A 26709-nucleotide genomic window follows, 5' to 3' on the forward strand; every position below is an offset into this window, starting at 1 on the left:
CATGGCAAACATCATCGCAGACAACGTGCCGGCCGTCGTATTTCGCCCCGGCACATCGGATTCCGAAATCGAGGCCGCAGCGCTCCGCGCGATCAAGAGACGTAAGCAGCAGGTTCTGTCGCTGCAGATCGGGATCTTCGTCGCGGTTGTGGCACTCTGGCAGCTGTCATCCAACCTGCTGTGGATCGACCCGTTTTTCTACTCCAGCCCGAGCGACATTATCTTTCGTCTCTACGATTGGGCGGTCAACGGGACCAGTGAAGGTTCACTTTGGTACAACCTCTGGGTGACGATGGAAGAGGCTCTGATTGGCTTTTTCTGCGGCTCCATCACCGGCGTCATCGTCGGTGTAAGCCTCGGTCGCAACCGTTTTCTGTCGGATGTTCTGTCGGTCTATATCAAGGCGATCAATTCCATTCCGCGTGTGGTTCTGGCACCGATCTTCATCATGATCCTCGGCCTTGGCCTGCCATCGAAAGTGGCGCTTGCCTTCATCATGGTATTCTTTGTCGTGTTCGCCAATGCGTTCCAGGGGGTTCGTGAAGCCGACCGCAACATGATCGCCAATGCGAGGATCCTCGGTGCTTCTGATTGGCAGGTCACGCGGGCCGTGATCGTTCCTTCGGCCATGAGTTGGATTTTTGCGAGCCTTCACGTCTCCTTCGGCTTTGCTATCATCGGCGCTATCGTTGGAGAGTTCGTCGGCGCCCGCTTCGGCATCGGCCAGCTGATTTCAATCGCCAAGGGCACCTTCGACGCTGCAGGCATGTATGCCGCGATCGTCCTTGTGATGATCGTAACGCTGATCGCGGAATTCATCATGACGCAGATCGAAAACCGCTTGGCGAAGTGGCGCCCGCAGCAGAGCCTCGACATTCAATGATCCGCCATGGACGGCACCATAGAACACCGGCGCTCTCCGGCGCCGGTGTTTTTATATTGGCAGGATAAGTTCGATCAGTGTGTGACGGTCGGAATTCTGACCGTCAGCAGTGGCCTTCCGGCGATCTGCGCTGCTCCGCGCTTCATCGACGGTGACATCATCGGCAGTGACCCGCGCCGAAGCCATCAATGTCTGGTCGAAGATAAGGTTGGCGGTCGTATTGGCTGTGAGGAAACTGCGGTAGAGATTGATGCAGATCGCGCCGATGAGGGTCAGAAAGATCCATGCCTACAGCTGGATGCGCAGACTTGCGCCGAGCAGCCGGATGGCTTGCAAGGCGCCTTTCCGAGACTTTTGACCTTTTCACCCAGCATGGCGCAACATGTAGCCAAGGCCGCGGAGAGTTGCAATCTGGGCCGAGCTGCCCTCGAGCTTCTTGCGCACCCGATGGACGTAGATTTCGATCGCGCTTGCGTCCGCTGCGTCGTCGAAGCCGAAGACGCTTTCCGACAATATTGCCTTGCGACCGTCGTACCGACCTTTAGGGCAAGGTGTTCGAGGACCGCATGTTCTCGCGGCGTTAGAACCAGCGTCTCGCCCGCCAGGGTGAACTGGCGCGTGCCGCCGTCGAAAATTAGATCTCCGATGGCTATCTCGGGCGCTGCCCGGTCATGGCCGCGCCGGACAAGCGCACGGATGCGGGCTTCCAGCTCCGCTATTTCGAAAGGTTTGGCAAGATAATCGTCCGCGCCGCCATCCAGTCCGGCGACCCTGCCATCGAGGCTGGCATTGGCCGTGAGGATGATAACCGGGACGTTGTTGCCGGCTTGTCGGAGCCCCTTGAGCAGCGTCATTCCGTCAATTTTCGGAAGCGACAGATCGAGAATGACGACGGCATACACCGCTACGTTCAGGAGATGTCCCGCGTCTTCGCCGTCGTGTGCGATATCGACCGCATAATTCGCCTGCTTGAGCGCCTTGCCAAGCCACGCTGCTAACTCATGATTGTCTTCGACAAGCAGGACTTTCATAGGAGGACACTACTACAAATCATCCGGAAATGTCGCGACGTTAGAGGTGCTACTCCTAGCATAGCGCAACTAAGAAAAGACGGCACTATCGATGACTTCTCGGACAAGGGAATTCATAGAGTCCTTCAAAAATTCATAAGGCCATCACCTGTGCATGAATTTCCGCCTCGCAGCTCGCGCGACGCTCTCGGCCAAGATCAGCAGGCATCCGACGATCGGTATGCCGGCGCCGATTGAACCGCCGAGTAGCCCCCATTTCACCGAAAAGCCGACGGCGATGATCAGGGCTAGAGCCAAAAGGGCAAGTGCGCCGTCGTCTATGAACATGCCGACGAGTTCGTTGGTTGCGATTTTGAGAATGTTCATTGGGCAGGCTCCATGTGCGCGTTGTAGTGCCGGCGAAGCATATGGCCGCTCAGGAAGGAATATGCACTCCAGCCGGAATAGAGCAGCCCATCGGGTCTTGCTCTGTGAAGAGTCACCTTGATGATGGTGTTGAGAGCCGACGCCCCTGCGACAGCAACCAGCCAGAAAACAGCCGTGCGCCACGCACGTTTCCACAGGAGCCATAGCAACACGATAGCCGTGACCGCCATCACACAATGTCCGCATTGCGAGATGAATCAGGGCTCCTTGACCGGAATGAGGAAATGCAGCGCGCGGTGGCGTAAGAGCGAGAAGGCTCGGAGGTTTGCGCCACACTGTATCCATTTCATACGGATTGGTGAAGTTACTGTCACACGAGCGGAATATCGGGGTGCTAGCGTCGGCATCGCTGTTCAAAAGGAGTTACCATGCGCAATCTAGCCCTGTCGCTCGCCCTCGTCATCGGCCTTGCTTCTTCCGTTTTAGCGGAAGATGCCAAGCCATTTTCCGATGCCAAGGAAATCGACCTCGTTTCGCTGTTGCCGACACCGCCCGCCAATAATTCGCCGCAGATGCAGGCCGAACTCGCTGAAATACTAACGATCCAGGTTACCCGCACACCTGAGATGGCCACACGTGCCGTCGCCGATGCGGATGAAGATGTCTGGCGCTTCGCCGATGTGATCGATAATCCCAAGTTCACCAAGGAAAACCTGCCGAAGTTCGCCGCCTTCTTCGACCGCGTCGTCGCCACAGAAGGCGCTGTAGTCGATCCGGCCAAAGATTTCTGGAAGCGTCCGCGGCCTCACCTCTACAGCGACCTGGTCAAGCCGATTGTTCCCCTCTCGAAGTCGGGTGCTTATCCGTCGGGTCACACCACCGTCGGCACGCTGATGGGCATCGTCCTTTCCAACATGGTGCCGGAGAAAAGGACCGAGCTGATGGCACGCGCGTGGGAATATGGTCATAACCGTATTGTCGGCGGCATTCACTATGCTTCGGACGTCGAGGCTGGCCGCATCGCCGGCACCGTCATTGCCGAAACGATCCGCACCCATGACGACTACAAAGCTGAATTTGAAGCCGCCAAGGAGGAACTTCGATCCGTCCTTGGTCTGTCCCACGTCTGAGCCGATTGACCAAACATCCATTTGAACCGCCGGCGAGAAATCCGGCGGTTCTATGCTTTCAGGCATGGTCGCCCTTGGATGACCTCGCGTTAGAGTTTACTGCCTTCAATTAACGTTTCCGGCAATTTATGCCGAACGGCAGCTAGACCCCGCGGAGGTTACCTTTGGTGGCTTCAGCGCAGTCGTCGTTGAGTACATAACGACTTGATACATTTCAGTCGCTGCCGACCATTGTCGCCATCCCTCGCCTTGAAGAGATCTGAACCAACGCCCGCTTTGACGCCGAAGGTCGGCCTTGAAGCGGCCGCGGCGGTTGCGTCATATCCGTGGGTGGTGGGCCCGGGGGATCTTGAAGATCCGTTTGCTCAGCCGGATGCATTCCCGCCAGCCCGGCGTGTATCCATCGGGGGTGAGACATATTGTTATGACAGCGACTTTGCCCTCAGGATGGGATTGACGCGTCTTCAACGCATGAGTGTTTGGAACCGTCATAACGAGCGCCAGTCAGGCCTGACGATCTCTCATGGTACGGGTTGTCCGAAGAGCTTGGCCAATTGCAGGACCAAGGCGGCCGCCCGACTAAGTTGGTCCGTCGTCTTCAGACCTTGTCCTTCGTCAAAGCTGTTGAGAGACAGCTGCTCCAGTTTGAAAAACTCTTTGGTGTACTGGCCCTTTTCGCTGTCTGTCGGATTGAAAAATACAACGAGCTTCTTTTCATCCATCCCAGCGTCGAAACGCGTCAGATGGTCTCCCCATCGGTCATAGTTCGGATGGATGAACCGGTAGTTTTCGCTGGTCTGAAATGCGACTTGGTCAACCTTGCTCACTACGAATCCATCCGCGGCACCTTTGAACTGCATGTTACATCGCTTGCACGCCACGCCGAGATTCCAGATAGCGTAGCTAAATGCCTTGAACTGCGCCTTGCTCTTTGGCAGAACATGTTCTCGGTCGGTCATGAAGGGCCCGGCTGCCTTCAGACCCGTTTTGCAATAGCAACACGTGTGATTATGCCGTTGAAGGTGGAATGCGAGGATCTTGTCCTTCGCACTCTTCAGCGAAGCCTTTTTGACCGGACAAGCGGGTTTCCAGTCCCATGGTTTGCTGGCCTTGAGTGCTTCCGTGACGACCGTTGTTTCATCATCATTTAGAGCAAATGTGGTTAGCTCGGGCAGATAGGGGTCAGGCATTCTCCGCCCCATCAACGCGGCCGGTGATCTTCTCAATCAACTCACCAACGGCATTCAAAAATCCCTGTTGCTGGTCATCGAAGCTTTCAGCACGCATGGTCTGCACGATGTTCAGCGCCGTGTGCCTGCTCACCTGGCCGCTCTCGACTTTCGAAACCAACTCCATCAATTCTGTGCTCACGAAGTGGTTTGCCGGTGTAATGACCTCAAATGCGCGCCAGAGCACCTCCTCGATACTGGAGCCTCCCTCTGACGCTACCGAAAGGCTGAGCGGCTGAGGAAGTGCATTCCTCATCTGAAACACCGAAACGATGTTCTTAAAAGCCGCTAGAGCACCGGTGACGATCAACGGTGCATGCGTCGCGACGACGATGGAGGCGTTTCGATATTCCAGTGCCGTCAGAACACGTGAAATATAGTCTCGCTGCCAGACTGGATGTAGGCTGTTTTCTGGCTCATCGATCAGGACGAGGGGCTTCGGACGGTTACTGGTAATCAGGAACACCAACGACGAGATGAGAGCGAGCTCGCCCGAGCTTGCGTTCTTCAGCTCGATGATTTCACCATCTTTATCTAAGAACACGTCGGTCGGCTTTGATATCATGCGGGTCCGAACAAGTTTTTCCTCGTTGCGCAACACGGCTGTAAATTCCCGGCCGAGCGAGAAATCTAGATGCGATCCGAATTGGTCGATCCAGATTATCTCTCGGCTTGGATACCGTTCGAGGAAGGCCAGAGCGATTTGAAGTTCCGCGGAGTCCGCTGGCAAATCCTCCTCCTGGCCAAGGGGCCTTAGCCACCGAGGATGGACGCGGAATCCGAAACGCGGTGCATAGCCGCAATATTCGAGGATCGAGCCAATCTGGTAGAATAGCGAGCTGCCGTCATCGATCGTCCTCGCAACCGAAGTCTTGATAATCGATTTCGGTGACTGTCCTCCTCTTCCCGCTGACAGCCGATCAATACCACGCATTCCCGCAAACCGGTCATGAGTGGTATTTGATACGACAACGACGTCGCGATACTGCCGCGCTTCGGTCGCTATTGATTTGAGGAGATTGCTCTTTCCAGAGCCGTTAGGCCCAACCAAAATGGCAACTCGCTCCTCGCCATGCGAAAGCCCAAGTTTCTCAAGATCCAAAGCAGTCTCCCTTGCTGCAATGAGTCATGGATTACTGCTCCTCGTAGAACAAGTGCAATATCAACGCGATTGAAAGGATCCGAACCATCGACCCGCGGAGCCCTAAATGCGAGAGGCCGCACCGACCCATAGGCTCACTATAGTTCTGGATGGAAGTAGGCCATTGCTACACAATCGCTTGCCGCAATTTTTCCGTTGGATCCGAAGATTGAAAATAAGAACAAAGAGTAGACAGAAATTCATCTGTATAGGATAGGTAAGCGGCAAGAGAGCGAACCCATGCGTGCACGATTCGGGAGCTAGCCGTGACTTTCGTTACCCATCGCGACCCTATCGACACTCCCGTCCTCCGCAAGGAGAGAGGTGCGTTCTTCACGCCTCCAGCGATTACCCGTTTCATTTCGCACTGGGCCATTCGCGAGCCCGAGGAGCGCGTGCTCGAACCCGCCGCCGGCGACGCTGCATTCCTGGTTTCCGCGGTCGATCGCCTTCGTGAACTCGCTCCCCGCAGGCGATCGTGCCCTATGGTTCATGGCGTGGAGATACACGCCCACAGCGCAGATGTTGCTCGCAAGCGGGTCTCTGATGCCGGGGGCAAGGCCGATATCCTACTGTCCGACTTCTTTGCCGTCACGCCGGATCCCGCCTTCAACGCCGTCATCGGAAATCCTCCCTATATCCGATACCAGGACTTTACCGGGGAAGCCCGTGCACGTGCCCGGGAGGCTGCCATCAGGGGCGGCATTTCGCTGACCGGGCTTGCGTCGAGTTGGGCTGCGTTCACCGTGCACTCGGCGTTGTTCCTTAAGAAAGGCGGCCGCCTGGCCTTCGTCTTGCCCGCCGAACTGCTCTCGGTGAATTATGCCGCGCCCGTCCGCAAGTTCCTGTTCAGTCGATTCCGCGACGTGCAGCTCGTATTGTTCGATGAGCAAGTGTTCCCGGAGGCGGAAGCGGATGTCGTGCTTCTTCTTGCTGACGGCTACCTGGAGGGGCCGGCGGATTTTGCAACGATCCGGCAAACCAAGAACGCTGCAACGCTCGACACTTTGGGCCCGGGACTGAGCTGGACACCGGCCGACCCAGCGGGCAAGTGGACCAGCAGTCTCGTCGATATCGACGCAGTGCATCTTTTGCACGCTCTTTCGACAGCTGGCCTCTACACGAACCTGGAAACCTGGGGCGACACAACGCTCGGAATGGTAACCGGAAACAACAAATACTTCACGCTTTCCCCCCAGCGCGTAGCCGAGCTCGGACTGCGCCCAGACGAGTTGCTCAGCCTTTCGCCACCCGGAAGCTCGCATTTGCGAGGCCTCTCGCTTTCGAGTGCCCAGCTGAAGAAACTTGGTGAAGAGGGCAACGCGATTCACCTGTTCTATCCAAATGACCCGCCTTCCAAGGCTGCCGCGGCCTATATTGCCGACGGCCATAGGACAGGCGTCGACACCGCCTATAAATGCCGGGTCCGCAAGACCTGGTACCGGGTACCACTCGTTTCACCCGCGGACCTTTTGCTGACATGCATGAATGCCGACACCCCCCGGATCACCGAAAACGCGGCCAAGGCCCGTCACCTTAATTCGGTGCATGGGGTTTATCTCGACGACGCGCATAGGGCCCTCGGCCGCGAGCTCCTCCCTGTTGCCAGCTTGAACTCTATAACCTTGTTGCATGCCGAAATGGTCGGCCGCGCCTACGGAGGCGGAATCCTGAAGATCGAGCCAAAGGAGGCCGACGTCTGGGCCATGCCCTCGCCTACCTTTGTTGCCTCTCGTGCCGATGAGCTTCGCAAGATAAAGCGAAACGTTGGAAAGCTCCTAGACAAAGGGCGGCTGCTCGATGCCGTCAAGCTCGTTGACGAGGTACTGCTGGTCGACGGCGAGGTTTCGGCGACGCAAATGGCAGCCGTCCGGAATGCACGCGCGGAACTGGCGAACCGTCGCAATTTGAGGGCAGCAAGTGGCCGCTAGACCAAGTTCGAAAGCAGAAGCCTGGGAAATATTCGATCACATCGTCGAAGCCGCCGCACCTGGCGGGGAACACAGCAATCCATGGGTTCCTGGATCAGACGGCCAGCCGTTCTTCCATCCCGATTACGACACCCTTGCGCTGTTGCTCGGCGTTCCGCTGCACCTGAAAGTGGGGACGCAAACGGGGGTGCCTGCCCTCGCCCTCGATGTGTGGCTCAGCTATGAGCTTCGCAGGGCTGGTTTCGGGACGGACCAGGTTTGGCCGAGGCCTGCTAATCCGCGGGTTCTTCCCGCGCCTGTCTCAGCTTTCGTCAAGTCGCTTCCCACCGCGATACGAGCCAAGGCCCAATCCCATTTGACGTCGAACACGTCCATCCCCGGCGTCACCTCCTCCTCGGCTTCCATCCTAGGCAAGAACTACCTGAAACAGGTGGATGTCATCATCACCGATTGGGTGACCGGTCCGGAATTGTTGATTTCGACGAAGCGAATGGATTCCTCTTACGGGAAGAATGCGCCGAACCGCATCGAGGAATCCTACGGCGATGCCAAAAATCTTCGTTTGCGCCACCCGATTGCGGCTCTCGGGTTCTTGTTCGGCCTACGGTCTGACATCCTGGAAAAGGAACCCAAGACGGCCGAGTGGTTGTTCGACCTCCTGGCCAAGCTTGGCCGAGAGGACGATGCGTATCACTCCACCTGCCTGGTCTTGATGGATTATTCAAGCGATCAAGCACTGCCGGTAGCCGTCGAGGAAGAACCTAGCGAGGGCATACTGGAGCCGGGCCCGCAGCCGATAACGGATCCAGCCGAGGATGAGATCGCCCATCTTGCCGACAGCACGGTCGAGAACATTGTCAAGACCCTGCCCAAGGTATCGATCCTCGAAAACCAAACCCCGGATGACCTTTCGCCGGCCCGTTTTTTAACGTCGTTGGTTACGCGCGTTCTCGCGGCAACGCCCGTCAACATGCATGAGGAGGCGAGAAGGCGCCGCGCTTCTATCTTACCTAGGAAATAGAAGCCCAAGCTGATTTTCAAAGTTGCCTAATCGCATGCAGAAGGACAACAACCTCAAGATAATCGGCACAGCAACGACAGAGAATGTCCCCTCGGCTATTCGCCGGCTCTCAATCCCTTCTCTTGTTGGCGTCTCTCTCATGCAGACTTCACCCCTGTTCATCGCTTACGGTTGCAAGATATGGCGTGCCGCTCGATTGCCCGCCACCGTGATTTGGCCGGAAGTTCAAAAGGACGAAAGACGCCACGGAGTTGCTAACCAGCTATTTGTATAATGAATCCTCTCTCAGTTGCGCCGCAGAAGCAGAAGCCTGCTAGACCTGTGTGCCTATAGAGGCCAATTAAAGAGCGGCTTTTTGGACCTCGAGGGTCTTTATCTCACCGTCGAAGTCACGCGAGCCGAGAGCTTTGACTTCCCTTATTTTGTCAACTAATTCATTAATGCCGGGCGCAAGGTAATTAACCCCAGATCCGCTATAAACTTCGTCATATTCTCGTTCTGCGTTGTCGATCGCATCCACTCGATACACTCCCATGCCAATGTAGTATCCGGCAACAGCACGTATAAAGTCCGTGCGGGCTTGCTGACGAGCAGTAGTTAAATCTGTCTGCTTCAGCCGTTTCAGCTCCTCAATCTGCTCGTCGATGGCGGCAATAGTATCGCGTCGTTTTTGCTCTGCTGTTCGCAGATCGGGGGGGTTCTTGATCGTTTCGAGATCTCCGGCGCAAGCCTGGACAAAGACAGTTTCGATCTCACGCGTGCTTGGAATGGAGACCACTGGCCCGAAGACCGAAAGCTCGGATGTCCCGGTGGCTGCCGATATATTCACCGAAATACCTGGGACCGTCGACACACGGGCAAGCATTCCGAAATGCGCCTTGAGGACTGTTTCGATAGCCGGGCAAATTCGCCGAGCGGACCCTGTAGGTGACATCGTCCCCGTTGTCAGTCCGGTGGCAATTGGTTCGAAAACCTCCTCCAGCCGGCCGATATGTTTACTCCATTGCGCAGCGAGGGGAGACCAGAAGCCGTTGTCTCTCGTGTTTCGGATGCTGGCCTGCAAATTCGCCAATGAATTGACGGATGACATATATCCGTCTCCCTGCTGACTGAATACGCGCTCAACAGCAGCATCGAAGGCCGCACGTCTTACCACATAGTCGGAGCCAGCCTTGGCAAGGATCGCGATAACTGCGACCATAATGACAATTCTCAGCCAGTAGGGAACAGCGTTGATGACATTCTGAACCACGCTGACGCTATTGGCTCGCATGCGACCAACTTGGACCATGGGACCTGAAGTTGCCCCCGAGTGGCCTTTTTGTATATTCCTCTCCACACGAAACGCGCCATCCGTACGAACGGTTTTCGCTTTGAGCAGCAACGCCTGCGTCTCGTTGTCGAGAAATACGATGTCCTTTTTTGCGACAAGTTCTTCGACCTCGACAAGCCAGGTTTTGTCCATCGGCACTCGCTGCTTTATGGAGGCCTCTATCAGTCGTTTGGCAGTGCCAACTACATCTGCGTCATTCAGATTGGCCGCCTCCACCTGGCTCTCAAGTTGTTCTCTCGCTTTAATGTCATGCGGGCGTTCCTCAATCCCAGTGAGATCCAATTTGGCGAATTCTGCGATCTCTGATTTCAACGCCTGATATAAATCGGAGACGATATCGCCTCCCACCTTTGTTAGTCCGGCAGTAGCACCGGCGATAATGGCAGCGACGATGACTGACATGGATCCCTCCTTCCACGCGCAACTGCGGGTCAATTCAATGAGCGAAATAAAGTCTTTCCCTTGCAAGCCGAGCCAGTACGACCCTGGTTTGGCCTGGCTCCTCAGGATCGCAGCGGCTCTGCCGAACCTCGACCGAGACTAAACGCTCCCTTAAATTCAAGCCTGCTTTCAAATGCGGCTCAGAAGGTTTTGTTAACTGTCATTGGCCCGAGTTTGGGGTGCAACCACAGCTTCCGCCGTGGCCGACGTCGGAAGTCCATTGATCATTCCAATTGGACGCGTAGGAACCACAGACTGCGGGGCAGAACTCATTTGCGGAACTTTCATTGATGACAAGCGGTGTTGGTGCCTGGAAGCTATCGGGAATATGGATCAGGACGACGGCAGACCCCGTCGCAGGCGCTTCCACGGGTTCGCCTGACGGTGTCGCATAGCCGCTATCGCCGCAATACACGGATGGAAGGAAGCGACCGTAGTGCCGTTCTCCTGTCGCGTTGGCGCCTACGACGAAGGCCGATTTCAGATAGCTAGCGGCCTCGGACGCGTAGCCGGTCGCATTGAAATCTTTCGCACCACATTGATTTTGCGCAGCGGCTGTGATGCCCCAAGGCACTATTACCAAATCGGGCGAAAGATTCTTCAGTTGCTGAAGCGCTACCGCTGGCGGATATGTATACGCATCCGCGCAGACGAGGATCGCGGTCCGGCCAAACGGGGTTTTGGTGATTTTGATATCTTCTTTCTCGCCGGGAGAGTATGAGCATTGCGGCTGGTTCAGAATGGATTGGCACGCCGCGGGATCGAATGCGTTTTGCACAACATTGAACTGTCTATGATGGATGACAATTTGGCCTTTTGGATCGATGAGAATGCCCGCATCATAAGCCTCAAACGAGTTCGCTTGTGAACCCGGCCCAGCTTTGGGCCCGCGCTCTGTAAGTCCTGCAGCTACCCACACACCAAGCTCAGAAGCAATGGCGGCGAACGCAGTGCTATAACGACCGGGTATCGGTTCGGCCTCTGTAAATGCTGACGGATTGAGCCAACCCAAATCCGACGCTTCCGGATAAACTACCAGGCTTGCTCCTTGCTTTTTTGCCTCGACTGCCAGCGCCTTCATTACCTGGAAATTGCCTGCATCAGCAGTTCGCAATTGCACGAGGCCTACTGTCAACTCCGCCGCTTGCGACGTCGGCGATGCCAAAACGGCAAAAGCCGCGACAAGTAATGTTGAAATACCCGACCAGCCGATGAACAAGAGCCCCCCAATGACAGCAAATGCTCGTCTCAACAGACCCGCTAAGCTGGCCGAAGCTTATGCTTATCGACCATCGGAGTCCCCTCTACCATCCTGATCTTAAATTCACCGGAAAGCAACCATGGCTTGCACATGATTTTGCTTCACCAATCTTTGCCGTATCGAAAGCTAACGATAGTTCCAAAGATCGGGAGCCGGCGCCCTTGCCTGTTTCGCGATCGGGTGAAAATGCCCATTTTCGAAATATCTATGACGAGATACCACGCCGGCAGGCCGTCGTAGGCGTCTGAAAAAAGGATCTGAAGTCGAAGCTCTCTTCCAAATCGCCATCCGGGTCTCGATAGTGGTCCGGGATCGTCCCGAAATGGAACCTAAACCCCGAGGAGGAGATGTCGAAAAACCGATTATTGCCCACCCTTGCCGAACTCTGGCAGATCAGTTTTCCAGGGCCGGAAAATATTCTCAAGGAGCCGTCCTTCCTGCGGCTGCAGGAACTCTGTAGCAGTGGATACGATGCGGGCTCGCCGGGTTTCTCACTATCCAACGCGCTTGGCGCACCGTTTGCCCTTCCCGAAAAGGCGGCCCGCTTTTCACTTCCCGTCGATTGCGCGGCAGAGCGTCTTGATCCGGCGCTCCGATCGGCACAGCCCGAAATGCGTCACCTCGTTCCGCTCGACATGGCTGATGATCTTCCCGAATTGCGCTTCGGCAACTGCGAAGTTCGGCGGTTCACCGAGACCGAACTCGCGGAGATTTTCGATGCGCCGAGAATTGCCCGTACGACGCGCGGACACCAGATCGATTTGGCGGGGTTCAGCGATTTTCAAAGGCTCTTGATAAGGGAAGCCGTTGATTTGAAGGACGAACCGGAAAAACGCGCCATGCCTTGGATGTACGGCAGCCTCGACAGGGACTTCGGCCAGATCGACCCGCACAAGCCCACGTTTCCCGGCCGCGGTCGAAACCGCCCTCGCCTTCCCCATGACCGCGCCCTGGGAGGAATGGGTGGGCATGCCCGAAGTCGATCTATTCGCGTTCCGGGTGCCGTGGGTGCATACGGTCAGCGATGACCTTTTTGTTCGCATTGAGGCGCCGCCGCTTTCATCGACGCTCTCCTTCACGCAGGATTACTACGCCCATCATGACGGATCGACGGAGGAATATACCCGCCGGCTGACGCTGCCGATCGACGACCAAGCCACTCTCAAACTGAACGATTGGCAGAACTCCCGCTGGGCCGCATTTGAAAGGGCACGCCTCTCGGTGCTTTTTGAAACGCCGATCGAGCATTTTCTCGTCCGCGGCTTCGCAACCGAAGGAATTGATTCCTTTCTCGCCCATATGACTGCAGAGGCGGCCCTTGGCATGCGTGGCGATTTCCGTGGCCAAGGAGCGCCGTCGGTACCTCCCAAGAAATCCGCCGGGCGAAATGCAGGCGCTCATCGCCTCGCTTGTCGGTCCCGCCGAATCGAAGGATTTTGACCATCTCTACAATCTGCGCAGCTTTTTCCTGCACGGCCGGAAAATGCAAGCAATCTCCACGTCCGAACAGATCAAGGCCCGCAGCCTTGCGCGTCTTATCGTCGAGGCACTGATCGATGCTGCAAACCGACAGGCGATTTCCGATCGCAGTGCCTTTCTCGACAACCACACGCTGGCCGGCCTTTCGCTAATTCCGCTCTGACCGTCGAGACCGCCGGTCTATCGAGTTCCGCGGGGGGGCAGGGTGATTGCTAGCACGCCCCATGCCCGAAACCTCCCCCTCAGGTCATCTCCCTCAGGCCGAGCTTCAAAATGATCCCGCCGCGCCGCCTGCGGCGTGACGTCGAGCGTCTTGAGATCAATTTCAAGAAATCGTCAAGCGCCACGCAATATTGCTGATGACAATCGTAGGTTTAGCGTTAGTCTAAAAATCGATTGCGAGGGGGCCGCGTGAGTTCGCCGGGAAAACCACTGGAAAAAAAGCCGGGCCTGCTAGCGTGGCTTAGCAGTGTGCATCCCCTTTGGTATCTTGCGATCTACTTTTTCCTAATTCCCAGCTTTGCTGGCCTGTATTTTCTGATCTCTCCAGATGGATTTTATGCACCATACGCTTCGAAGGAGTCCAGTTGGGTGGACCGACAAGACGAAGCTACTCTTATTTTGGGCAAAGCTATATTTCTTCGTGTTCGCGCGAATCTCTGCGATCCTCCCGGTCTATTCGTGAAGATCGGTACCACCTGGAAACTTCACCAAGCTCTCGGTTCCAAGCGGTTCTGGGCTTTACCTACCCGTTCGCTCTTCTCGAGATACTACGCCAACTGCGAATCGTTGGCGCTAAGCCGGTCGATTACCGACGGGCAGACGATACACGTCACCCTTGGAATTGAAGTGAAAGAATACCAGCGGGCGAGATTGTCTTACAATAAGAGGGACGCCCCACTCAGCTATTTTCGTTTCGACGCCGAATGCACCTACACGGAGCGCACTCATCCGCATAGGGGAATCTTAGATTGTGGGCTTATCGGTGAGAAAGGTGCTGACCTTTCAAAACCTGAATTTCGGAGCGCAAGCCAAGCCCGTAAGTGGGTCGCTGCCGCGGTTTCCGGAAAATTTATAGTATGGGGCGATGAAGTATCAACACTAACGGACTTCCAAAACGAGTTTGTGGGGATTTCCACGGCTATTGGAAAAGACATTGGTCGCATGCTTTATCTGAGCGTCGTGATCCTGACGACGCTCGGTCTCGGCGACATCGTTCCCGTAGCGAATGCCTCGCGTCTTTTAGTCGGCCTAGAGGCCACCTCGGGAATATTTATTGCGGGCCTGTTTCTCAATGCACTGGCTTGGCGAGCGTCCCAAAAAGCCGACCAGGACAAGGGCTCCAAGCGCCCTCATGTCGCGAACCCACAACCGCAACCAGCTGAAGGCCAGCCTCAACCGGCTTTGAAGCCCCCTGAAGATGAAGGTCGGAAATGAAAGCCTTGCGCGTCACGCGGCGACGTCGCCCGGACGCGTTCAATGGAGAGCGCACTCAAGGCCGTGGCTCCTGTCACCGCGGCATTCGCCGCAGTCTGAGGCACATCCGAAATCAAAAACTCCACCTTGATCGTCCGGCCTTGAGCCATCGTTCAGCAGCTGTGAACCGTCGCGATCAATCCCTCCGGAGGCCATCGCCGACCATCTCGACAGCCACCGTGCATGGTTGATCGGACACACGAAGGCGGGCCGGATTATTGCCTCTGGACCGATGAATCCAGCCACTGGCGGAATCGTTCTGGCGAGCTGCGCCGATAAAGGGGAGCCGGATGCCATGCTTCATGCTGACTCCGTCTATGACAAACTCGTAGACCGAGATACAGGAGTTCAATCCCGCCTTCGCGCGGATCTCTTCCCTGTCCGCTGGGCGCCGGAAGCCAAAGGAGTGCCCGTCGCCAGCGAGTAACTTCGCGGCGGATCAGCTCGGCCGATGCAAAGATCACCGCCTCGACCCGCAGCATCCATTCCCGCCAGCGCAGTTCAGGCGGCAGCTCTTCGTTGCAATGGGCTACGATGCTTGCAGGGGCATCGACTCGGACTTTGTGTCCAGTTCACTGAGATCTCGATCAGGGCCATACGTCGCCCAACAGCACGATGGCCGGCGCGACCGCTTCTGCAGTCAATCCCACCAAAACGTCAGCACTTCGAGCGGGCTCCTCCTCCGCCGTGTGGCTGTTAGGTCAAAGTTGGCTGCCGGATTTTCAGCTTAGCGCTTCAATTGAAATCGAGAACTGAAAGCCACACCCGGCGCCGAAAATCGGCCGAAGCGGGCCAGCTTGAGCAGCCTGGCGAGATCATAACGCATTGAAATCATGGTAAATGCGCCATTAACAAGAAGCGATATGGATGCTAGCTTCCGTCATCGCTCGGGACTTCCTGCGACATTTTAACCATCGATAAGTAGCGTTTATCGATGGTTATATGGTCAACCAGTTGGCCTATGCCAGAACTGCTACTATTTTAACGATTGAACCCTCTGGAAGGCGCACCCCGATGACGACGACGGTAAAATTTCGGAGGCCAAAACCACCTGTCCGAGCTGCTGGCCCGCGTTGAAGCCGGCGGGGACCGGGGTAATGATCCGGTGGCGCATTATTTTTAGGCAGTTCGCGAAAATCTGTTTCCGGCCAGGACTGGGAGTAATTGCCTTGGCTGCATGAACCGCGCCGCGATATTCTCCGGCAGCGAGATTTCCGTGGCGTCATCCCCCACTCCGTGGGGCGCGGGACAATTGTCGCGATGGAGTCCATCGCTGGCTTTGGGCAGATTCAGCTATTGGTCGCCGAGCTGCAGATTAAATTTCATTAATTGCGAGCGCGTCGATGCTGCTGCAGAGCACGTTGGAGTCGGTAAGAGCCCGCGGATCTAATAGCGACGGCGCCAGCTGGAGCCAATCGGGTTGCGCTGGCAACTGGATACCGTTTACGTCGCCGCGAAGGCGCCCAGCAACTCATCGACGGTTTTCCGCATGCCAGTAGTGAGTTGGCGCCCTCGTTGCCAGAACACCACGTAGTGATAGACAGCGCCAGGTTCGAACGGCCTGAACTCCAGCCCGAATTGCCGATATTCGCGTGCAATTAGGCTATTGATAATCGAAATCCCGACGCCGGCCGCGACGAAGCCTACGTCGTGGCCGTTCGCGTCGTATTCAACGGCGAGGTCCGGTTCTACGCCCCTGTACCGCAAGGCATTGATATTCATCTGATGAGCCGCAAACTGGGGTTCTATATCCACCAATGCCTCATCGATTATGTCCTCTGGCGTGATCACGTCTTTGACGGCCAGCCGATGCCCCGTCTGAAACAGGCAGACGTTCCTGGCCGTGGCGGCCGGCGCCCACTCGAAGGAACGCTCATCGAGCGGCAGCCGCGAAACTCCCAGATCGGCCCGGCCGTTTAGAACGTGCTCTGCAATCTGCTGGTAGCTGCCCGATCTGATTTGAAACGACAGGTGATTGTTCTTACGGACAGCTTGGATGGCCCGGGGAATGGCGTTCAGACAGAAAACGCCCGGAGCAGCCAAGCTCAATGAGTCTGCCTCTTCGTTGCGAATGGCAGCAATCGACTTTTCGATACGGTCGACGCTCTGTAGGGCGCCGTCGACGCTGCGCAACAGATCCCAGGCACGATCCGTCGGTACCAGCCGGTTGTTCTCCCGCGCAAACAACGCGAGATCAACCTCCAGCTCAAGCTGCCTGATCTGCTGACTGACGGCCGGCTGGGTGATCTTGAGGATCTTTGCGGCATGCCGTTCCGATCCTGCGCGCAAGACCTCGCGAAAAATCTGGAGCTGCCGGATCGTCACGCCTGTCGTGGTTTTGCCGACCATGTTTTCGGTCCTCTGGTTTTGACCGGCCCGAGCGTCATCGCCAGAGGGTTCTCCGAGGCTGGCGGGGAGACGGCATATAAGCTGAGCTTATCCTAATTAAGAACAGCTTATAAATTGACGGCAAATTGTCAAAGTATAAATCTCAGGTGAATGCGAATATTACTTGAGATTACAGGTATAAATAATGCCATCTCCGGTAGTATGAAGCGCTTTTTGATGAGAAACCGTACATAAGGCGACCTTATTCCGGGATATCCGGATAAGGCGGAGAGGACCTACGTGCTGAGCTTTGCACTTCAATTCTTCAATGGTCTCCAGATCACAGTTTTACTGGCGATCGTAAGCGGCGCGCTGGGATCACTTCTTGGTCTGCTTGTCGCCATGGTCAAACTGTCAAAGCTGGGTGTCTCAGCCCTCCTTGGTCAGGCATACACGACGATCGTGCGCGGCCTGCCCGAACTGCTCGTCATTCTCGTCGTCTATTTCGGGGGAACTGCGGCCATCACGGCGCTGACGGGCCGGTATGTCGAAATCAATGCCTTTGCCGCCGGTATAGCCGCGTTGATGATCGTCTTTGGTGCCTATTGTGCGGAGATTTTCCGCGGTGCGATCATGAGTGTTCCGCGAGGACAGGCGGAGGCCGCGCGCAGTCTGGGCCTGAAACCATGGCAGACCTGGTTGTTCGTTATCCTGCCGCAGATGATGCGTGTCGCCCTACCCGCTTACGGTAATCTCTGGGCTTCCCTCGTGAAAGATACTTCCCTCGTGTCGGTCATCGGGCTGACCGATATCATGCGTGTGGCCTTTATCGGTGCGGGATCGATGAGGGCGCCGCTCACGTTCTATCTGGTGGCCTCGGCACTTTATCTAGCCCTCACCAGCATGTCGCTCGCGTCGTTCCGCGCGCTCGAGCGGCGCATCGAGATTCCCGGCCACTAAGGGACCACGGCCATGGACATCAACCTGATCGTCGAAAGCATTTCCGTGCTGGCGCACGGTATTTTCCTAACCCTTTCCGTGACACTTCTATCGCTGGTGGTCAGCTTCATACTGTCGGTGCCCCTCAGCCTTCTCAGAGCATCCCCGAACAGAGCCCTCTCGGGATCGGTACTGGCGTATACCTACGTGTTTCGCGGCACACCATTACTCGTGCAGCTGTTCCTGGTCTATTACGGTCTCAGCCAGCTGACGGTCGTCCGTCAGAGCATCTTCTGGCCGTTGCTGCGTGAACCGTTCTGGTGTGCCCTCGCCGCATTCTCTTTGAACAGCACCGCTTATACGACCGAAGTATTCAGGGCAGGCATACTGGCCGTCCCACGCGGCATCACCGAAGCAGCGCAGGCACTCGGCCTGTCGAGACTGATGCAGATCCGGCTGATCATATTCCCTTTGGCGTTCAGGATGGTACTTCCCTCCTATGCGAACGAAGTCATTGGCATGGTCAAGGCGAGCTCGCTGGCAAGCACCGTCACGCTCCTTGAGATCACGGGGCTTGCCCGCCGGATGGTCTCGGAGACATTCGCTCCCTACGAGGTCTTCCTGGCGGCAGGTCTTCTTTACCTGCTTTTGAACTTCATCGTTTCGGCATTCTTTCGAACGCTAGAGATGCATCTCGCGCACTCGTCCACCAGCAATTCAAGGAACATCAAAGAGGGCCCAAAGTCTTCGAAGCTCTGGCCTCTTAGACAGGCCATAGACAAGCGAGCCCACACAAAACCGGGCGATCAACCATCCATCCGTTCATTATAAAAAGGGAAACAGCAAATGCTCAAGTCCATACTCCTAGTATCGCTCATCGCTCTCACGGGCCAGACTGCCGCCCAGGCCATGGATCGCAAAGTGCTTATGATTGCGACTGAAGGCGCCTCTCCGCCCTGGGACATGATCGATACGGAAGGAAAGCTGGTCGGCTACGACATAGATGTCGGCACAGAATTATGCCGACGCATCGCAGTCGAATGCAAGTTCGTCGCTCAGGACTGGGATGGGATCATCCCGGCGCTGACCGTCGGCAAGTTCGACGCGATCATGTCCGGCATGGCGATCACGGAAAAGCGCAGGAGATCTATTGCCTTTTCGCGACCCTATGCCGGCGGCTTCAACCAGCTGGTGATGCGAAAGGACCTTCAGCTCCCGGCAACGGACACGAAGGCCAAAATCAACCTCACAAACGTTGGCGCAGAGCAACAGGCAATCCTCGGGCAGCTCCAATCAGCACTTTCCGGCAAGACTTTGGGCGTTCTCAGGTCCTCCAATTCCGAAGCCGTCCTCAACGAGCTCTTCGGCAAAGTTGCAACGATCCGGAGCTACGACACCCAGGACAATCTCCATCTGGATCTCGCCGCAGGCCGCATCGATGGCGGCCTTGCCGACTATTTCACATGGAAGACGTTTCTTGATGGTAAGGATGGCGAGACAGCGGCCTTCTACGGTCCGGAACTGTCAGGCGGACTGTGGGGGCCAGGCGTTGGGGTCGGCATCCGCAAAGAAGATACCGATCTGGTCGCGGCCTTCGACAAGGCTATCGATGACGGCGTCAGAGACGGAACACTGAGAGCGCTTAGTCTGAAATGGTTCGGAATCGATATCTCCCCATCCGCGACGCCGTGAACCGGCGCGACGCTTGACCGGATGGAGAGATTTGTCGGGCGCCAACCACTGGAACCGGCATCAGGACTGCCGGTTTGAATCCCAATTGAACATCGCAGGTAAACCGATGCCTTCCACTTTTACCGTGGCCATGACGGGCCAGTCGCTAATCCATCACGATGTCAGAACTTGCCGGGATCCCGGCTTTCTGCAAATCGTGGACGTCCTGAAAAAGGCCGATGTCGCCTTCACCAACTTCGAAGGCACCATCCTGGGGCGGCACGGTGGCTCTCCCATGAAAGGTTCATATTTCGGGTATTCCGACCCCTTTGTCCTGGATGCCCTGAAGCAAATGGGCTTCAACGCCCTGGCGCTCTCCAACAACCATGCTTTCGATCTTGGCCCACCAGGTATTATGTCTACGCTCGAGGAGGTTCGTGTCCACGGATTTCTCCATGCCGGTATTGGTATTGACCGCGATCATGCCGCGGCGCCAGGTGCGGCCACGTTCGGCAGCCGACATATAGCCTTGCTGGCAATGGATGCCGGCCCTGGACCTCGAAACATGTATGCAGAGAACGCGCGCAACCGCCGTCCGTCCAGACCCGGTGTGAACCAATTGGACGTGACCAGGATCTTCGAGGCGGATCAAGCCATATTCGACATGCTGGAAACCATTCAGGCGACGTTTCAAAGCTCCAAGCTGGAACGGGCAAACTATGCCCAGCCCGATGATCCTCCAATCCTAGACAATGACAAGGAAGTCGACTTTTACGGTACCATTTTCCGGCGCTCCGACGCCAACCGGCGTGTTATCGCGATTGATCCTGAAAGTGCTTCAAACCAGCTGGCGGCAATTGCAAAGGCCAGCTCTCGCGGGCAATTCGTTATCGCCTATCTGCACCATCATCACTGGGAGCCGAACTGGCGCGACGTGCCGGACTGGGTCAGGGCATTCGCCCATGCCTGTATTGATGCCGGTGCCCACGCCTTCGTCAGCCACGGGACACCGGTCCTGCAGCCAATCGAGATCTACAACCGCACCCCAGTCTTCTACGGTCTTGGGAACTTCTTCTTCCACACCGAAAAGGGTGAAACCGAATGGAGTTCGCCAGACGTCTGGAAGAGCGTGGTCGCCACATGCATCTTCGACGCGGCAGGATCCTTGAAGATCGACCTTCTGCCCATCGTACTCGGCGGAGAACAGATCGACCGGCTAGACTTCCATCAGCGTCATGTACCGATTGCAGCGTTCGGCAAGACAGGAGAGCAGATCATCGATGATCTCGCCAAGCGCTCGGCCGAATTTGGCACGCTCATCGAGCGCAACGGTCCCTTAGGCAGAATTCATGTTGCCTGAAGGCAGACACGGAAACATGAGGCCGCCTGCTTAAAATCTGCGGGCATCACCGGGCGATCAATCTTCGTCGGCTTTATCCTCATCTCCGGCAATTGCCCTAATTACCGCCAGCGTGCGAGTCCTGAGTTTGGGCGGAAGACGAAGTATCTCCTCGACAAAGCGGCGTCCTTCCGCGGTGGCGAGATAAGCGATCCGCTCATCTGCCTCGGGAGCGATCGTCACCCCCTCCCCTGATCCTGGTTGCGGCAGCCCATCGAAGAAGCAGCCCACCGGCACATTCAAACGCCTGGCGATCTCATAGAGCATCGACGCACTGATGCGGTTCTTCCCATTCTCATATTTCTGGACCTGCTGGTAGCTCAGGCCAACTTTTTGGCCGAGTTCGGTTTGCGACAGGTTGGAATGAACCCGCCTAATGCGAAGCTGTTGGCCCACATGGATATCGACCGGATGCGTCGCTCGATTGCTCTCCTCTTCAGCCCGAAACACGTTGCGCGGAGAGTTGATCGCTAACCGCTTTGCCACCCGATCATGCATTGCTGTGTATCTCCAAGTCAGAGAGGCTCGTGCTTTCCAGTGCCGACCGCCCCCGGTGAGAGAGGCCAATCTTCGGCAAATTTCGCGCCTGGCTAGAATTAATTAGGGACTATCAGTCCGTCGATTGTCAAGCCGCCAATATGCATTTGTTACACGATGGACGTGCGGCGGACCATCGGCTGGAATCTAAGGCGACTGCGAGTGGATAGAGGCCTCTCCCAAGAGCGTTTGGCATTGGAGGCCGAAATTGACCGTTCTTACGTTGGGCGGGTCGAAAGAGGCAGAGAAAACGTTACCGTTGCGACATTGGAAGCCTTCGCAAAAGTCTTATCAGTAAGTGTTTCTGAGCTGTTTGCGGAGATCGACCCAAAAGACGCGCGGCCGCAATCACTTCGTTCTGGGCGGAAGCGAAAGGTTTCCTGATCTACCGGCGACACTATTCCGCGAGGTGGCAGATAAGCGATACGCTCATCTGCCTCGGGCGCGATAGTAGTCCCAAACCCGGTTGCGGCAACCCATCGAAGAAGCAGCCCACTGGCACATTCAAACCGCTGTCAATCTCATAGAGCATCGACGCACTGATGCGGTTCTTGCAACTTTCGTATTTCTGGACCTGCTGGTACCTCAGGCCAACTTTCTGGCCGAGTTCGGCTTGCGGCAGGTTGGAATGAACCCGCCTGATCCGAAGCTGCTGGCCTAAATGGACATCGAGCGCGTGCGTCGCCTGATTGCTCTCCTCTTTAGCCCGGAATACGCTGCCCTCAGAGCTGCTCGCGAACCGCTTTGCCACCCGATCATGCATTGCGCTTCCCTTCCTCTGAGAGACGCCCCTTGCCTAATATCTTTCATAGCGTTAATCCATGGAATATATTCGACATATTGGCTTTTTGAGTTCCAAAAACGCTTCATTTGGCACCTTCGCTTCTCGTTAATACGCCCATTGTGCATGGACAATCGTGCACGCGTCGCGTGGAATTTGCGACATCACAGGTCGGCGCAGAAGATTACGCAGGAAGCGCGTGTCGATAGGACCGTGATCAGTGATTTGGAGAGAGGAAAATATAACGTCTCTATTGATTTGCTGGACCGCCTCGCGGACGCCCTTTCAATAGATATCTCACATTTTTTTGGAACCGTTGCCCGGAGAGAGACCGCGCCCGATCAAGGCCGGAAGAAAGCCGAAGGTCTGATGTCAGAGGCAGGAAATAGCTTGCATCAAAAACGGACGTTTGTCGCCAAATTGGTGCCTACGAATATGCCCACTCGGGATCGCTCACGCTCACTAGCCCTTCATTTTGGCGGGTCTTGAAACAGGCCCATAAGGGATCGCCCACGAAACTGTCGAGGGCACCGCAGGCATCCTCCAGTGACAGACTTCCATATTTCCTGAGCACTGCCTGAATATTGCCCGGCCCCAGCGTATCGAGCTCCGAGAAGGGTTCGGCGTCCTCCAGCAGCACGCGATGTCCCCATATGCCCGGTTTTCGGTCGGCGGCGATCGTGGTGCGCAACTCGTAATCTCCGCTCATAGCGAGCGCACGACAAAAGACATAGCGCATGAGGGGGTAGTACACAGTATGCCGACTGCCGCCGAGGACACGTACGCCGGGTAATATCGCCATGACGATGAACATCAAGTACAGGTTCGGGATAATCTTGCGGGACTGCAGCGCCTCGATCACGGCATCCGCAGCGAATTCGAGCGAGAAATCCTCCCCTCCTTTTGCCTCAAGCCGGGAATCCGCCAGCCGCAACGGAAAGAGGTGGCCGCGATCGCTGCCCCAAAACAGGTCCGTCGTGTTCTTGAACCAGCCCTGCCAATGACTGTCGGCAAGAGCCTCGGTGGAGGATAGCAGACACTGCACAAACCCACTCATCCCAAAAAAATTTCGGGCGAGCCAGGATGATTCATCTTGAAGATGCTCGACCACGAGGTCGGCCACATCTTCATCATCGATTTGCAGGAAATCGATGCCCGGATCGAAATATCGGTTCCACAGGGATGCATTAGCCTGCTTGATCGCCAGCGCAGCCGACGGAAACTCGCCTTGCGGCAGTTCGGAGCGCAGCCGCGCAACCAGATCTCCGTCCTGGGCGCGCTCGACGTTTTTGAGGGCGAAGCGATAAGGGCCATTTTGCGCGAGAACGCTGTAGGGGATCATCTGGCTCCGGCTTAGCCCGAAAACGTTGATCGCATCGCCACCGAGTTTTAGCCAACCGGGCCCCTTCCGACCCCTCTCGACGAATTTGACTGTCGATACCGCATAAGAGACATAGGCCGAACGGCGATGCGCGCTCACTCCCATCAGACTGAAGAGATGCGTGTAATAGGCGTCCGGCTCGATTACCAAATGCAGGTGCGGGCCGGCTTGCATGACGGGAGCATTGGCGAACTCCGCCGCAATGTAACTGGCCCGGTGGTCCGCGAACCCCGCATTCCTGGCCGCCCCGCGGATACATCGCTGAAGGAGAGACAGCGCGTGGCGCCGGGTATCACAGCTGCTTGCAGGCGGCTCGGCGTGGAACGCGGCTCGAGCATAATCCGCCAGGCTCCGTCGCCGGATATCGGCAATCCACGGAAACAGGGAACTGATCAATTCCAACACGTCATGCTTCGAAACCGCTGGAACGTCAGCATCTGTGGGCCCGGTCATATCGGCATGCTCCGATGTGAGGAGGCTCTATTTTTCACCAGGTGAAATCCATAGCCGGCAACAATGACGGCGATCATTCCGCTTCCAAAAGCAAGAAACACCGCCGACGAAGTTAGTGCGTCTCCGGAAACAGAGAGGCCCGCATAGACAAGCAGGCTGAAGCCCATACAGGCGACGTGTACCCAACCTTTCGCTCGTCCGAGCTTCGTGCTTGATACGAGCCTCTGTATCTCGACATCGATCAGTACCCGTGACAAGTTGTAACCAGCGCCAAGGAGCGCCATCAAGGCGCTGGCGATGTCCAGATTCCGCGTTGGATAGAATGCTGTCATGGCGACGCCCGCCAAAAGGACGATGATCGGAATGACCCGGCCATCGACCTTGCTGAACCGCCTGAAGGTGAGGATCAGCATGCTGATGATCGCGCCGGCTGCCCAATAAAATTCCAGCATGCCGAACTCCAGAGAGGTCCCCTGAAGATCCTCGAGCACAAATTTTGATATGAGCGCGCTGATCAGCATACCCATCACGTAGATCAACACGTAGTTGAGAACAAGACACGACGGCACGCGGCTCGTCTCCTCGCCTTCGGACGTTTTGCGCGGAACTTGCGCCGGGCGGCAACGGTCGACCGGCAGGATTCGATAGCGGAGAGCGGTCCCGAACATACTGAGCACGGAAATCGCGAATGGGCCGGCGGCAAAGAGGAAGCATGCCGTTCCGGGCTTGGCGCTTAGCAGCCATCCGGTAGCTACCGCCGCCAGCATGTTGCCCGACTGCATAGCGACATAAGCCAGTGAATTGAAGGCCACCAGGCTCTCAGATCGCGCAATCGACGGCACCATTGCCGAGGAGGCCGTAAGATACAGCCGGTCGGCCACCGCAAAGAAAATCACTGAGCCATAAAGGACGGCGTCCGGCTCTTGTAGGACGAGCGCAGCAGATGTCATCAGCAAGATTGCGATCCTGACACAGTCGCCTACCATGCAAAGGCGCTGGCGATCGACGCGATCGACGAGATATCCAGCCGGCGCACTCGCCAGAAACTCCGAGGTGCTGCCAAGAGCCAGAAACAAAGCAATGGAGCCAGCATTGTTGCCCGACGCCGCTAGCATCCAAACGGCACCTATGTAGTAGGCGTTGCGACCGGCTGCAGCAAACAAGGCGCTTATCAGAAAGAAGCGTCGCACCGAAAGCAATCCGGCGCGATCCGGAGCGAGGTTCGGTGCAATACTGGCATCTTGATTCATCTTGCTGCCGCCGAAATAGAGACGCAGAGCTTGCGTGGCGGTGAGCCTAAAGGATGAAGCGACATCGCACTTTCAAAATCCAGCTCTATTCAGCTCGGACGCCTTAACGGGCTTATGTCTTCCAGTCTGCTCTATATTGCCTTGGCGTGACGCCGATCACACGATGGAAAGCTGCCGCAAGATGGCTGGGGCTTGAGAAGCCACATGCATAGGCGATCTCCGTTATTGGGCGACTGGAATACCGGAGCATTTCGCTCGCCCGCTCAACTCTTCTTCGAATGATGAATGCGTGTGGCGGAAAACCCGTGGAAAGCCGAAACGCCTTCGACAGGTAATGCTCGCTCAAACCCGCCTCGTCTGCAAGTTCAGCCAGGCTCAAAGACCCATCCAGTGAGGCTTCTATCCTTCCGATCAAGCGTTTCAGGACCGCGGGTGACAGCCCGCCTTTGACATAATGTCGCCTCTGGCCCGAACTACGGAACAGCCGCCCGAAGATCGTCCGCGCATGGTTCTCGACGATCATACAACTCAAGGCATCCCGCTGGCCGATTTCGGAGCGGATGCTGCGGGCAGCATATTGGATTAACGTGTCCTCAAAACCGATTTTCGGCATGAGCCGATCAAGGTCCGCTCCGGGTACATTCTCAAACTGATCCAGGATGAATTTCTTGCCAATGGTGATGAACAGGTAGGACACCGTCGGATCGCCATCGTCCCAGCCGCTCCAATTGTGGTCTGCCGGAATGAATGAGAGCGATCCGGCCGGCCTCTGCGTAAATGCGACCCTGCGGCCATCCACATAATCTTCGCCCGCTTTTGCAGCGCCAAGCATGTTCAAGAGGATCGCGTGGTTCTCCGCGGTAAGGTTTGTTTCCTGCCGCCCTACACCGCTCCTGCGCACGACGTCCGCGCGAACGGATCGCCAGCACTCATACTCACGAGCAACTGCGGTATGTTCTGCGCGTCTGATATCCGGGTCAAACGCTGCAGGACCGACCATTCATAACTCCTCAATCTTAAGACTCGCAAACCCCCGTTCACCGGCGGCATTCTTTTCTACGAACTGTGGCGGGATTTCCGTCTGGCTGCTGCAACGCAGAATTTTATGACAGTTTTTTGAAAGAATAGCCGGATTGTGACGGCTGCAGGATCAACCGCCTGCAATTGTGCCCCGGCACGATGCTTGTTCTCCCATCGAACGGCAGACATCCGTCTTGGCAACGGGAGCATCGATGCGTGTCGAATCAA

General features: G+C 56.3%; 25 protein-coding genes and 3 pseudogenes. 15 read left to right on the forward strand and 13 right to left on the reverse strand.

Annotated features, from left to right (window positions below):
* Position 1: 1 nt before the first annotated feature.
* Positions 2 to 883 carry an ABC transporter permease gene (locus tag EFD55_RS18380; protein ID WP_125846476.1) on the forward strand — a complete coding sequence of 294 codons (882 nt, stop codon included), beginning with the start codon at positions 2 to 4 and terminating at the stop codon, positions 881 to 883.
* Between the two features lie 363 nt (positions 884 to 1246).
* Here EFD55_RS18380 and EFD55_RS18390 read toward each other — a convergent pair.
* Both EFD55_RS18390 and EFD55_RS18395 read right to left on the reverse strand, forming a co-directional pair.
* A pseudogene (locus EFD55_RS18390) lies at positions 1247 to 1914 on the reverse strand (response regulator).
* 144 nt (positions 1915 to 2058) lie between these two features.
* Positions 2059 to 2280, reverse strand: a complete 222-nt coding sequence (locus EFD55_RS18395; protein WP_125846477.1) for a hypothetical protein — start codon at positions 2278 to 2280, stop codon at positions 2059 to 2061.
* A 428-nt stretch (positions 2281 to 2708) separates the two neighbouring features.
* On the opposite strand from EFD55_RS18395, the gene EFD55_RS18405 reads away from it, so the two are divergent.
* Positions 2709 to 3410 carry an acid phosphatase gene (locus EFD55_RS18405; RefSeq protein ID WP_125846478.1) on the forward strand — a complete coding sequence of 234 codons (702 nt, stop codon included), beginning with the start codon at positions 2709 to 2711 and terminating at the stop codon, positions 3408 to 3410.
* A 521-nt stretch (positions 3411 to 3931) separates the two neighbouring features.
* Here the strand turns inward: EFD55_RS18405 and EFD55_RS18410 are convergent.
* Together EFD55_RS18410 and EFD55_RS18415 are read right to left on the reverse strand one after the other, a co-directional pair.
* A complete protein-coding gene (locus EFD55_RS18410; RefSeq protein WP_205909785.1) occupies positions 3932 to 4600 on the reverse strand; it encodes an HNH endonuclease in 669 nt (222 codons plus the stop codon).
* Positions 4593 to 5741: an AAA family ATPase gene (locus EFD55_RS18415; protein ID WP_125846479.1), complete on the reverse strand. Its 1149-nt coding sequence runs from the start codon at positions 5739 to 5741 to the stop codon at positions 4593 to 4595. The genes EFD55_RS18410 and EFD55_RS18415 overlap by 8 nt, the downstream gene beginning before the upstream one ends.
* A gap of 305 nt (positions 5742 to 6046) precedes the next feature.
* Between EFD55_RS18415 and EFD55_RS18420 the strand changes: the two genes are divergently transcribed.
* Positions 6047 to 7711 carry an HsdM family class I SAM-dependent methyltransferase gene (locus EFD55_RS18420; protein WP_125846480.1) on the forward strand — a complete coding sequence of 555 codons (1665 nt, stop codon included), beginning with the start codon at positions 6047 to 6049 and terminating at the stop codon, positions 7709 to 7711.
* Positions 7701 to 8732, forward strand: coding sequence for a hypothetical protein (locus EFD55_RS18425; protein ID WP_125846481.1), 1032 nt, complete (start codon positions 7701 to 7703; stop codon positions 8730 to 8732). Before EFD55_RS18420 ends, EFD55_RS18425 begins: the two co-directional genes overlap by 11 nt.
* A gap of 340 nt (positions 8733 to 9072) precedes the next feature.
* On the opposite strand, the gene EFD55_RS18430 is transcribed toward EFD55_RS18425, so the two are convergent.
* Together EFD55_RS18430 and EFD55_RS18435 are read right to left on the reverse strand one after the other, a co-directional pair.
* Positions 9073 to 10467, reverse strand: a complete 1395-nt coding sequence (locus EFD55_RS18430; RefSeq protein ID WP_125846482.1) for a hypothetical protein — start codon at positions 10465 to 10467, stop codon at positions 9073 to 9075.
* Positions 10468 to 10666: 199 nt separating this feature from the next.
* Positions 10667 to 11725, reverse strand: a complete 1059-nt coding sequence (locus EFD55_RS18435; RefSeq protein ID WP_165504833.1) for a nitrilase-related carbon-nitrogen hydrolase — start codon at positions 11723 to 11725, stop codon at positions 10667 to 10669.
* Between the two features lie 389 nt (positions 11726 to 12114).
* Here EFD55_RS18435 and EFD55_RS18440 point away from each other — a divergent pair, with 389 nt between their 5' ends.
* From EFD55_RS18440 to EFD55_RS33215, 3 genes are read left to right on the forward strand one after another with little or no spacing between them, the layout of a single operon-like run.
* A complete protein-coding gene (locus EFD55_RS18440) occupies positions 12115 to 12795 on the forward strand; it encodes a hypothetical protein (RefSeq protein ID WP_125846484.1) in 681 nt (226 codons plus the stop codon).
* A complete protein-coding gene (locus tag EFD55_RS18445) occupies positions 12737 to 13207 on the forward strand; it encodes a hypothetical protein (RefSeq protein ID WP_125846485.1) in 471 nt (156 codons plus the stop codon). Before EFD55_RS18440 ends, EFD55_RS18445 begins: the two co-directional genes overlap by 59 nt.
* 43 nt (positions 13208 to 13250) lie before the next feature.
* Positions 13251 to 13409 (forward strand): hypothetical protein, encoded by a 159-nt coding sequence (locus EFD55_RS33215; RefSeq protein WP_165504834.1) that lies wholly within the window; start codon positions 13251 to 13253, stop codon positions 13407 to 13409.
* 17 nt (positions 13410 to 13426) lie between these two features.
* On the opposite strand, the pseudogene EFD55_RS34125 reads toward EFD55_RS33215, so the two are convergent.
* Positions 13427 to 13561, reverse strand: a pseudogene (locus EFD55_RS34125) (helix-turn-helix domain-containing protein); the annotation flags it as partial.
* 96 nt (positions 13562 to 13657) lie between these two features.
* On the opposite strand from EFD55_RS34125, the gene EFD55_RS18450 reads away from it, so the two are divergent.
* Both EFD55_RS18450 and EFD55_RS34215 read left to right on the forward strand, forming a co-directional pair.
* Complete coding sequence (locus EFD55_RS18450; RefSeq protein WP_125846486.1) at positions 13658 to 14683, forward strand: potassium channel family protein; 1026 nt, start codon at positions 13658 to 13660, stop codon at positions 14681 to 14683.
* Between the two features lie 193 nt (positions 14684 to 14876).
* Entirely contained in the window at positions 14877 to 15149 is a 273-nt protein-coding gene (locus tag EFD55_RS34215) for a YciI family protein (RefSeq protein ID WP_342635129.1), read from the forward strand.
* A 1016-nt stretch (positions 15150 to 16165) separates the two neighbouring features.
* Here EFD55_RS34215 and EFD55_RS18460 read toward each other — a convergent pair.
* Positions 16166 to 17071: a LysR family transcriptional regulator gene (locus tag EFD55_RS18460; protein ID WP_125846487.1), complete on the reverse strand. Its 906-nt coding sequence runs from the start codon at positions 17069 to 17071 to the stop codon at positions 16166 to 16168.
* Positions 17072 to 17350: 279 nt separating this feature from the next.
* Here EFD55_RS18460 and EFD55_RS18465 point away from each other — a divergent pair, with 279 nt between their 5' ends.
* The 4 genes from EFD55_RS18465 (at position 17351) to EFD55_RS18480 (ending at position 21020) form a co-directional block, all read left to right on the forward strand.
* The gene (locus EFD55_RS18465; RefSeq protein ID WP_125846488.1) at positions 17351 to 18010 is read left to right on the forward strand and encodes an ABC transporter permease; all 660 of its coding nucleotides are present in this window, start codon (positions 17351 to 17353) and stop codon (positions 18008 to 18010) included.
* 12 nt (positions 18011 to 18022) lie between these two features.
* Entirely contained in the window at positions 18023 to 18820 is a 798-nt protein-coding gene (locus EFD55_RS18470; protein ID WP_125846489.1) for an ABC transporter permease, read from the forward strand.
* Between the two features lie 15 nt (positions 18821 to 18835).
* On the forward strand, positions 18836 to 19681 hold the full coding sequence (locus EFD55_RS18475) for a transporter substrate-binding domain-containing protein (protein WP_125846490.1): 846 nt from the start codon (positions 18836 to 18838) through the stop codon (positions 19679 to 19681).
* 106 nt (positions 19682 to 19787) lie between these two features.
* Positions 19788 to 21020: a CapA family protein gene (locus EFD55_RS18480; protein WP_125846581.1), complete on the forward strand. Its 1233-nt coding sequence runs from the start codon at positions 19788 to 19790 to the stop codon at positions 21018 to 21020.
* Between the two features lie 57 nt (positions 21021 to 21077).
* On the opposite strand, the gene EFD55_RS18485 is transcribed toward EFD55_RS18480, so the two are convergent.
* Positions 21078 to 21557 carry a helix-turn-helix domain-containing protein gene (locus EFD55_RS18485; protein ID WP_125846491.1) on the reverse strand — a complete coding sequence of 160 codons (480 nt, stop codon included), beginning with the start codon at positions 21555 to 21557 and terminating at the stop codon, positions 21078 to 21080.
* Positions 21558 to 21713: 156 nt separating this feature from the next.
* On the opposite strand from EFD55_RS18485, the gene EFD55_RS18490 reads away from it, so the two are divergent.
* Positions 21714 to 21980: a helix-turn-helix domain-containing protein gene (locus tag EFD55_RS18490; protein ID WP_125846492.1), complete on the forward strand. Its 267-nt coding sequence runs from the start codon at positions 21714 to 21716 to the stop codon at positions 21978 to 21980.
* Positions 21981 to 21993: 13 nt separating this feature from the next.
* Here the strand turns inward: EFD55_RS18490 and EFD55_RS18495 are convergent, their stop codons facing one another.
* On the reverse strand, positions 21994 to 22359 hold the full coding sequence (locus tag EFD55_RS18495) for a helix-turn-helix domain-containing protein (RefSeq protein ID WP_376774100.1): 366 nt from the start codon (positions 22357 to 22359) through the stop codon (positions 21994 to 21996).
* A gap of 144 nt (positions 22360 to 22503) precedes the next feature.
* Between EFD55_RS18495 and EFD55_RS18500 the strand changes: the two are divergent.
* Positions 22504 to 22747 (forward strand): annotated as a pseudogene (locus tag EFD55_RS18500) (helix-turn-helix domain-containing protein).
* Positions 22748 to 22804: 57 nt separating this feature from the next.
* On the opposite strand, the gene EFD55_RS18505 reads toward EFD55_RS18500, so the two are convergent.
* From EFD55_RS18505 to EFD55_RS18515, 3 genes are all read right to left on the reverse strand, one after another.
* Entirely contained in the window at positions 22805 to 24211 is a 1407-nt protein-coding gene (locus EFD55_RS18505; RefSeq protein ID WP_125846493.1) for a hypothetical protein, read from the reverse strand.
* A complete protein-coding gene (locus tag EFD55_RS18510; RefSeq protein WP_125846494.1) occupies positions 24208 to 25461 on the reverse strand; it encodes an MFS transporter in 1254 nt (417 codons plus the stop codon). Before EFD55_RS18510 ends, EFD55_RS18505 begins: the two co-directional genes overlap by 4 nt.
* Positions 25462 to 25573: 112 nt before the next feature.
* Entirely contained in the window at positions 25574 to 26461 is an 888-nt protein-coding gene (locus EFD55_RS18515; RefSeq protein ID WP_125846495.1) for a helix-turn-helix domain-containing protein, read from the reverse strand.
* Positions 26462 to 26709 lie beyond the last annotated feature (248 nt).

This window comes from Rhizobium pisi (assembly GCF_003938655.1).
In the GTDB taxonomy this organism is placed as follows: domain Bacteria; phylum Pseudomonadota; class Alphaproteobacteria; order Rhizobiales; family Rhizobiaceae; genus Rhizobium; species Rhizobium pisi.

Bases quoted from the DNA above. Each gene is read 5' to 3' on its own strand.
- EFD55_RS18380 (WP_125846476.1), top strand. From the start codon at position 2: ATGGCAAACATCATCGCAGACAACGTGCCGGCCGTCGTATTTCGCCCC.
- EFD55_RS18395 (WP_125846477.1), bottom strand. From the start codon at position 2,280: ATGAACATTCTCAAAATCGCAACCAACGAACTCGTCGGCATGTTCATA.
- EFD55_RS18405 (WP_125846478.1), top strand. From the start codon at position 2,709: ATGCGCAATCTAGCCCTGTCGCTCGCCCTCGTCATCGGCCTTGCTTCT.
- EFD55_RS18410 (WP_205909785.1), bottom strand. From the start codon at position 4,600: ATGCCTGACCCCTATCTGCCCGAGCTAACCACATTTGCTCTAAATGAT.
- EFD55_RS18430 (WP_125846482.1), bottom strand. From the start codon at position 10,467: ATGTCAGTCATCGTCGCTGCCATTATCGCCGGTGCTACTGCCGGACTA.
- EFD55_RS18440 (WP_125846484.1), top strand. From the start codon at position 12,115: ATGTCGAAAAACCGATTATTGCCCACCCTTGCCGAACTCTGGCAGATC.
- EFD55_RS18445 (WP_125846485.1), top strand. From the start codon at position 12,737: ATGCCCGAAGTCGATCTATTCGCGTTCCGGGTGCCGTGGGTGCATACG.
- EFD55_RS33215 (WP_165504834.1), top strand. From the start codon at position 13,251: ATGCAAGCAATCTCCACGTCCGAACAGATCAAGGCCCGCAGCCTTGCG.
- EFD55_RS18460 (WP_125846487.1), bottom strand. From the start codon at position 17,071: ATGGTCGGCAAAACCACGACAGGCGTGACGATCCGGCAGCTCCAGATT.
- EFD55_RS18470 (WP_125846489.1), top strand. From the start codon at position 18,023: ATGGACATCAACCTGATCGTCGAAAGCATTTCCGTGCTGGCGCACGGT.
- EFD55_RS18475 (WP_125846490.1), top strand. From the start codon at position 18,836: ATGCTCAAGTCCATACTCCTAGTATCGCTCATCGCTCTCACGGGCCAG.
- EFD55_RS18480 (WP_125846581.1), top strand. From the start codon at position 19,788: ATGCCTTCCACTTTTACCGTGGCCATGACGGGCCAGTCGCTAATCCAT.
- EFD55_RS18485 (WP_125846491.1), bottom strand. From the start codon at position 21,557: ATGCATGATCGGGTGGCAAAGCGGTTAGCGATCAACTCTCCGCGCAAC.
- EFD55_RS18490 (WP_125846492.1), top strand. From the start codon at position 21,714: ATGGACGTGCGGCGGACCATCGGCTGGAATCTAAGGCGACTGCGAGTG.
- EFD55_RS18495 (WP_376774100.1), bottom strand. From the start codon at position 22,359: ATGCATGATCGGGTGGCAAAGCGGTTCGCGAGCAGCTCTGAGGGCAGC.
- EFD55_RS18505 (WP_125846493.1), bottom strand. From the start codon at position 24,211: ATGACCGGGCCCACAGATGCTGACGTTCCAGCGGTTTCGAAGCATGAC.
- EFD55_RS18510 (WP_125846494.1), bottom strand. From the start codon at position 25,461: ATGAATCAAGATGCCAGTATTGCACCGAACCTCGCTCCGGATCGCGCC.
- EFD55_RS18515 (WP_125846495.1), bottom strand. From the start codon at position 26,461: ATGGTCGGTCCTGCAGCGTTTGACCCGGATATCAGACGCGCAGAACAT.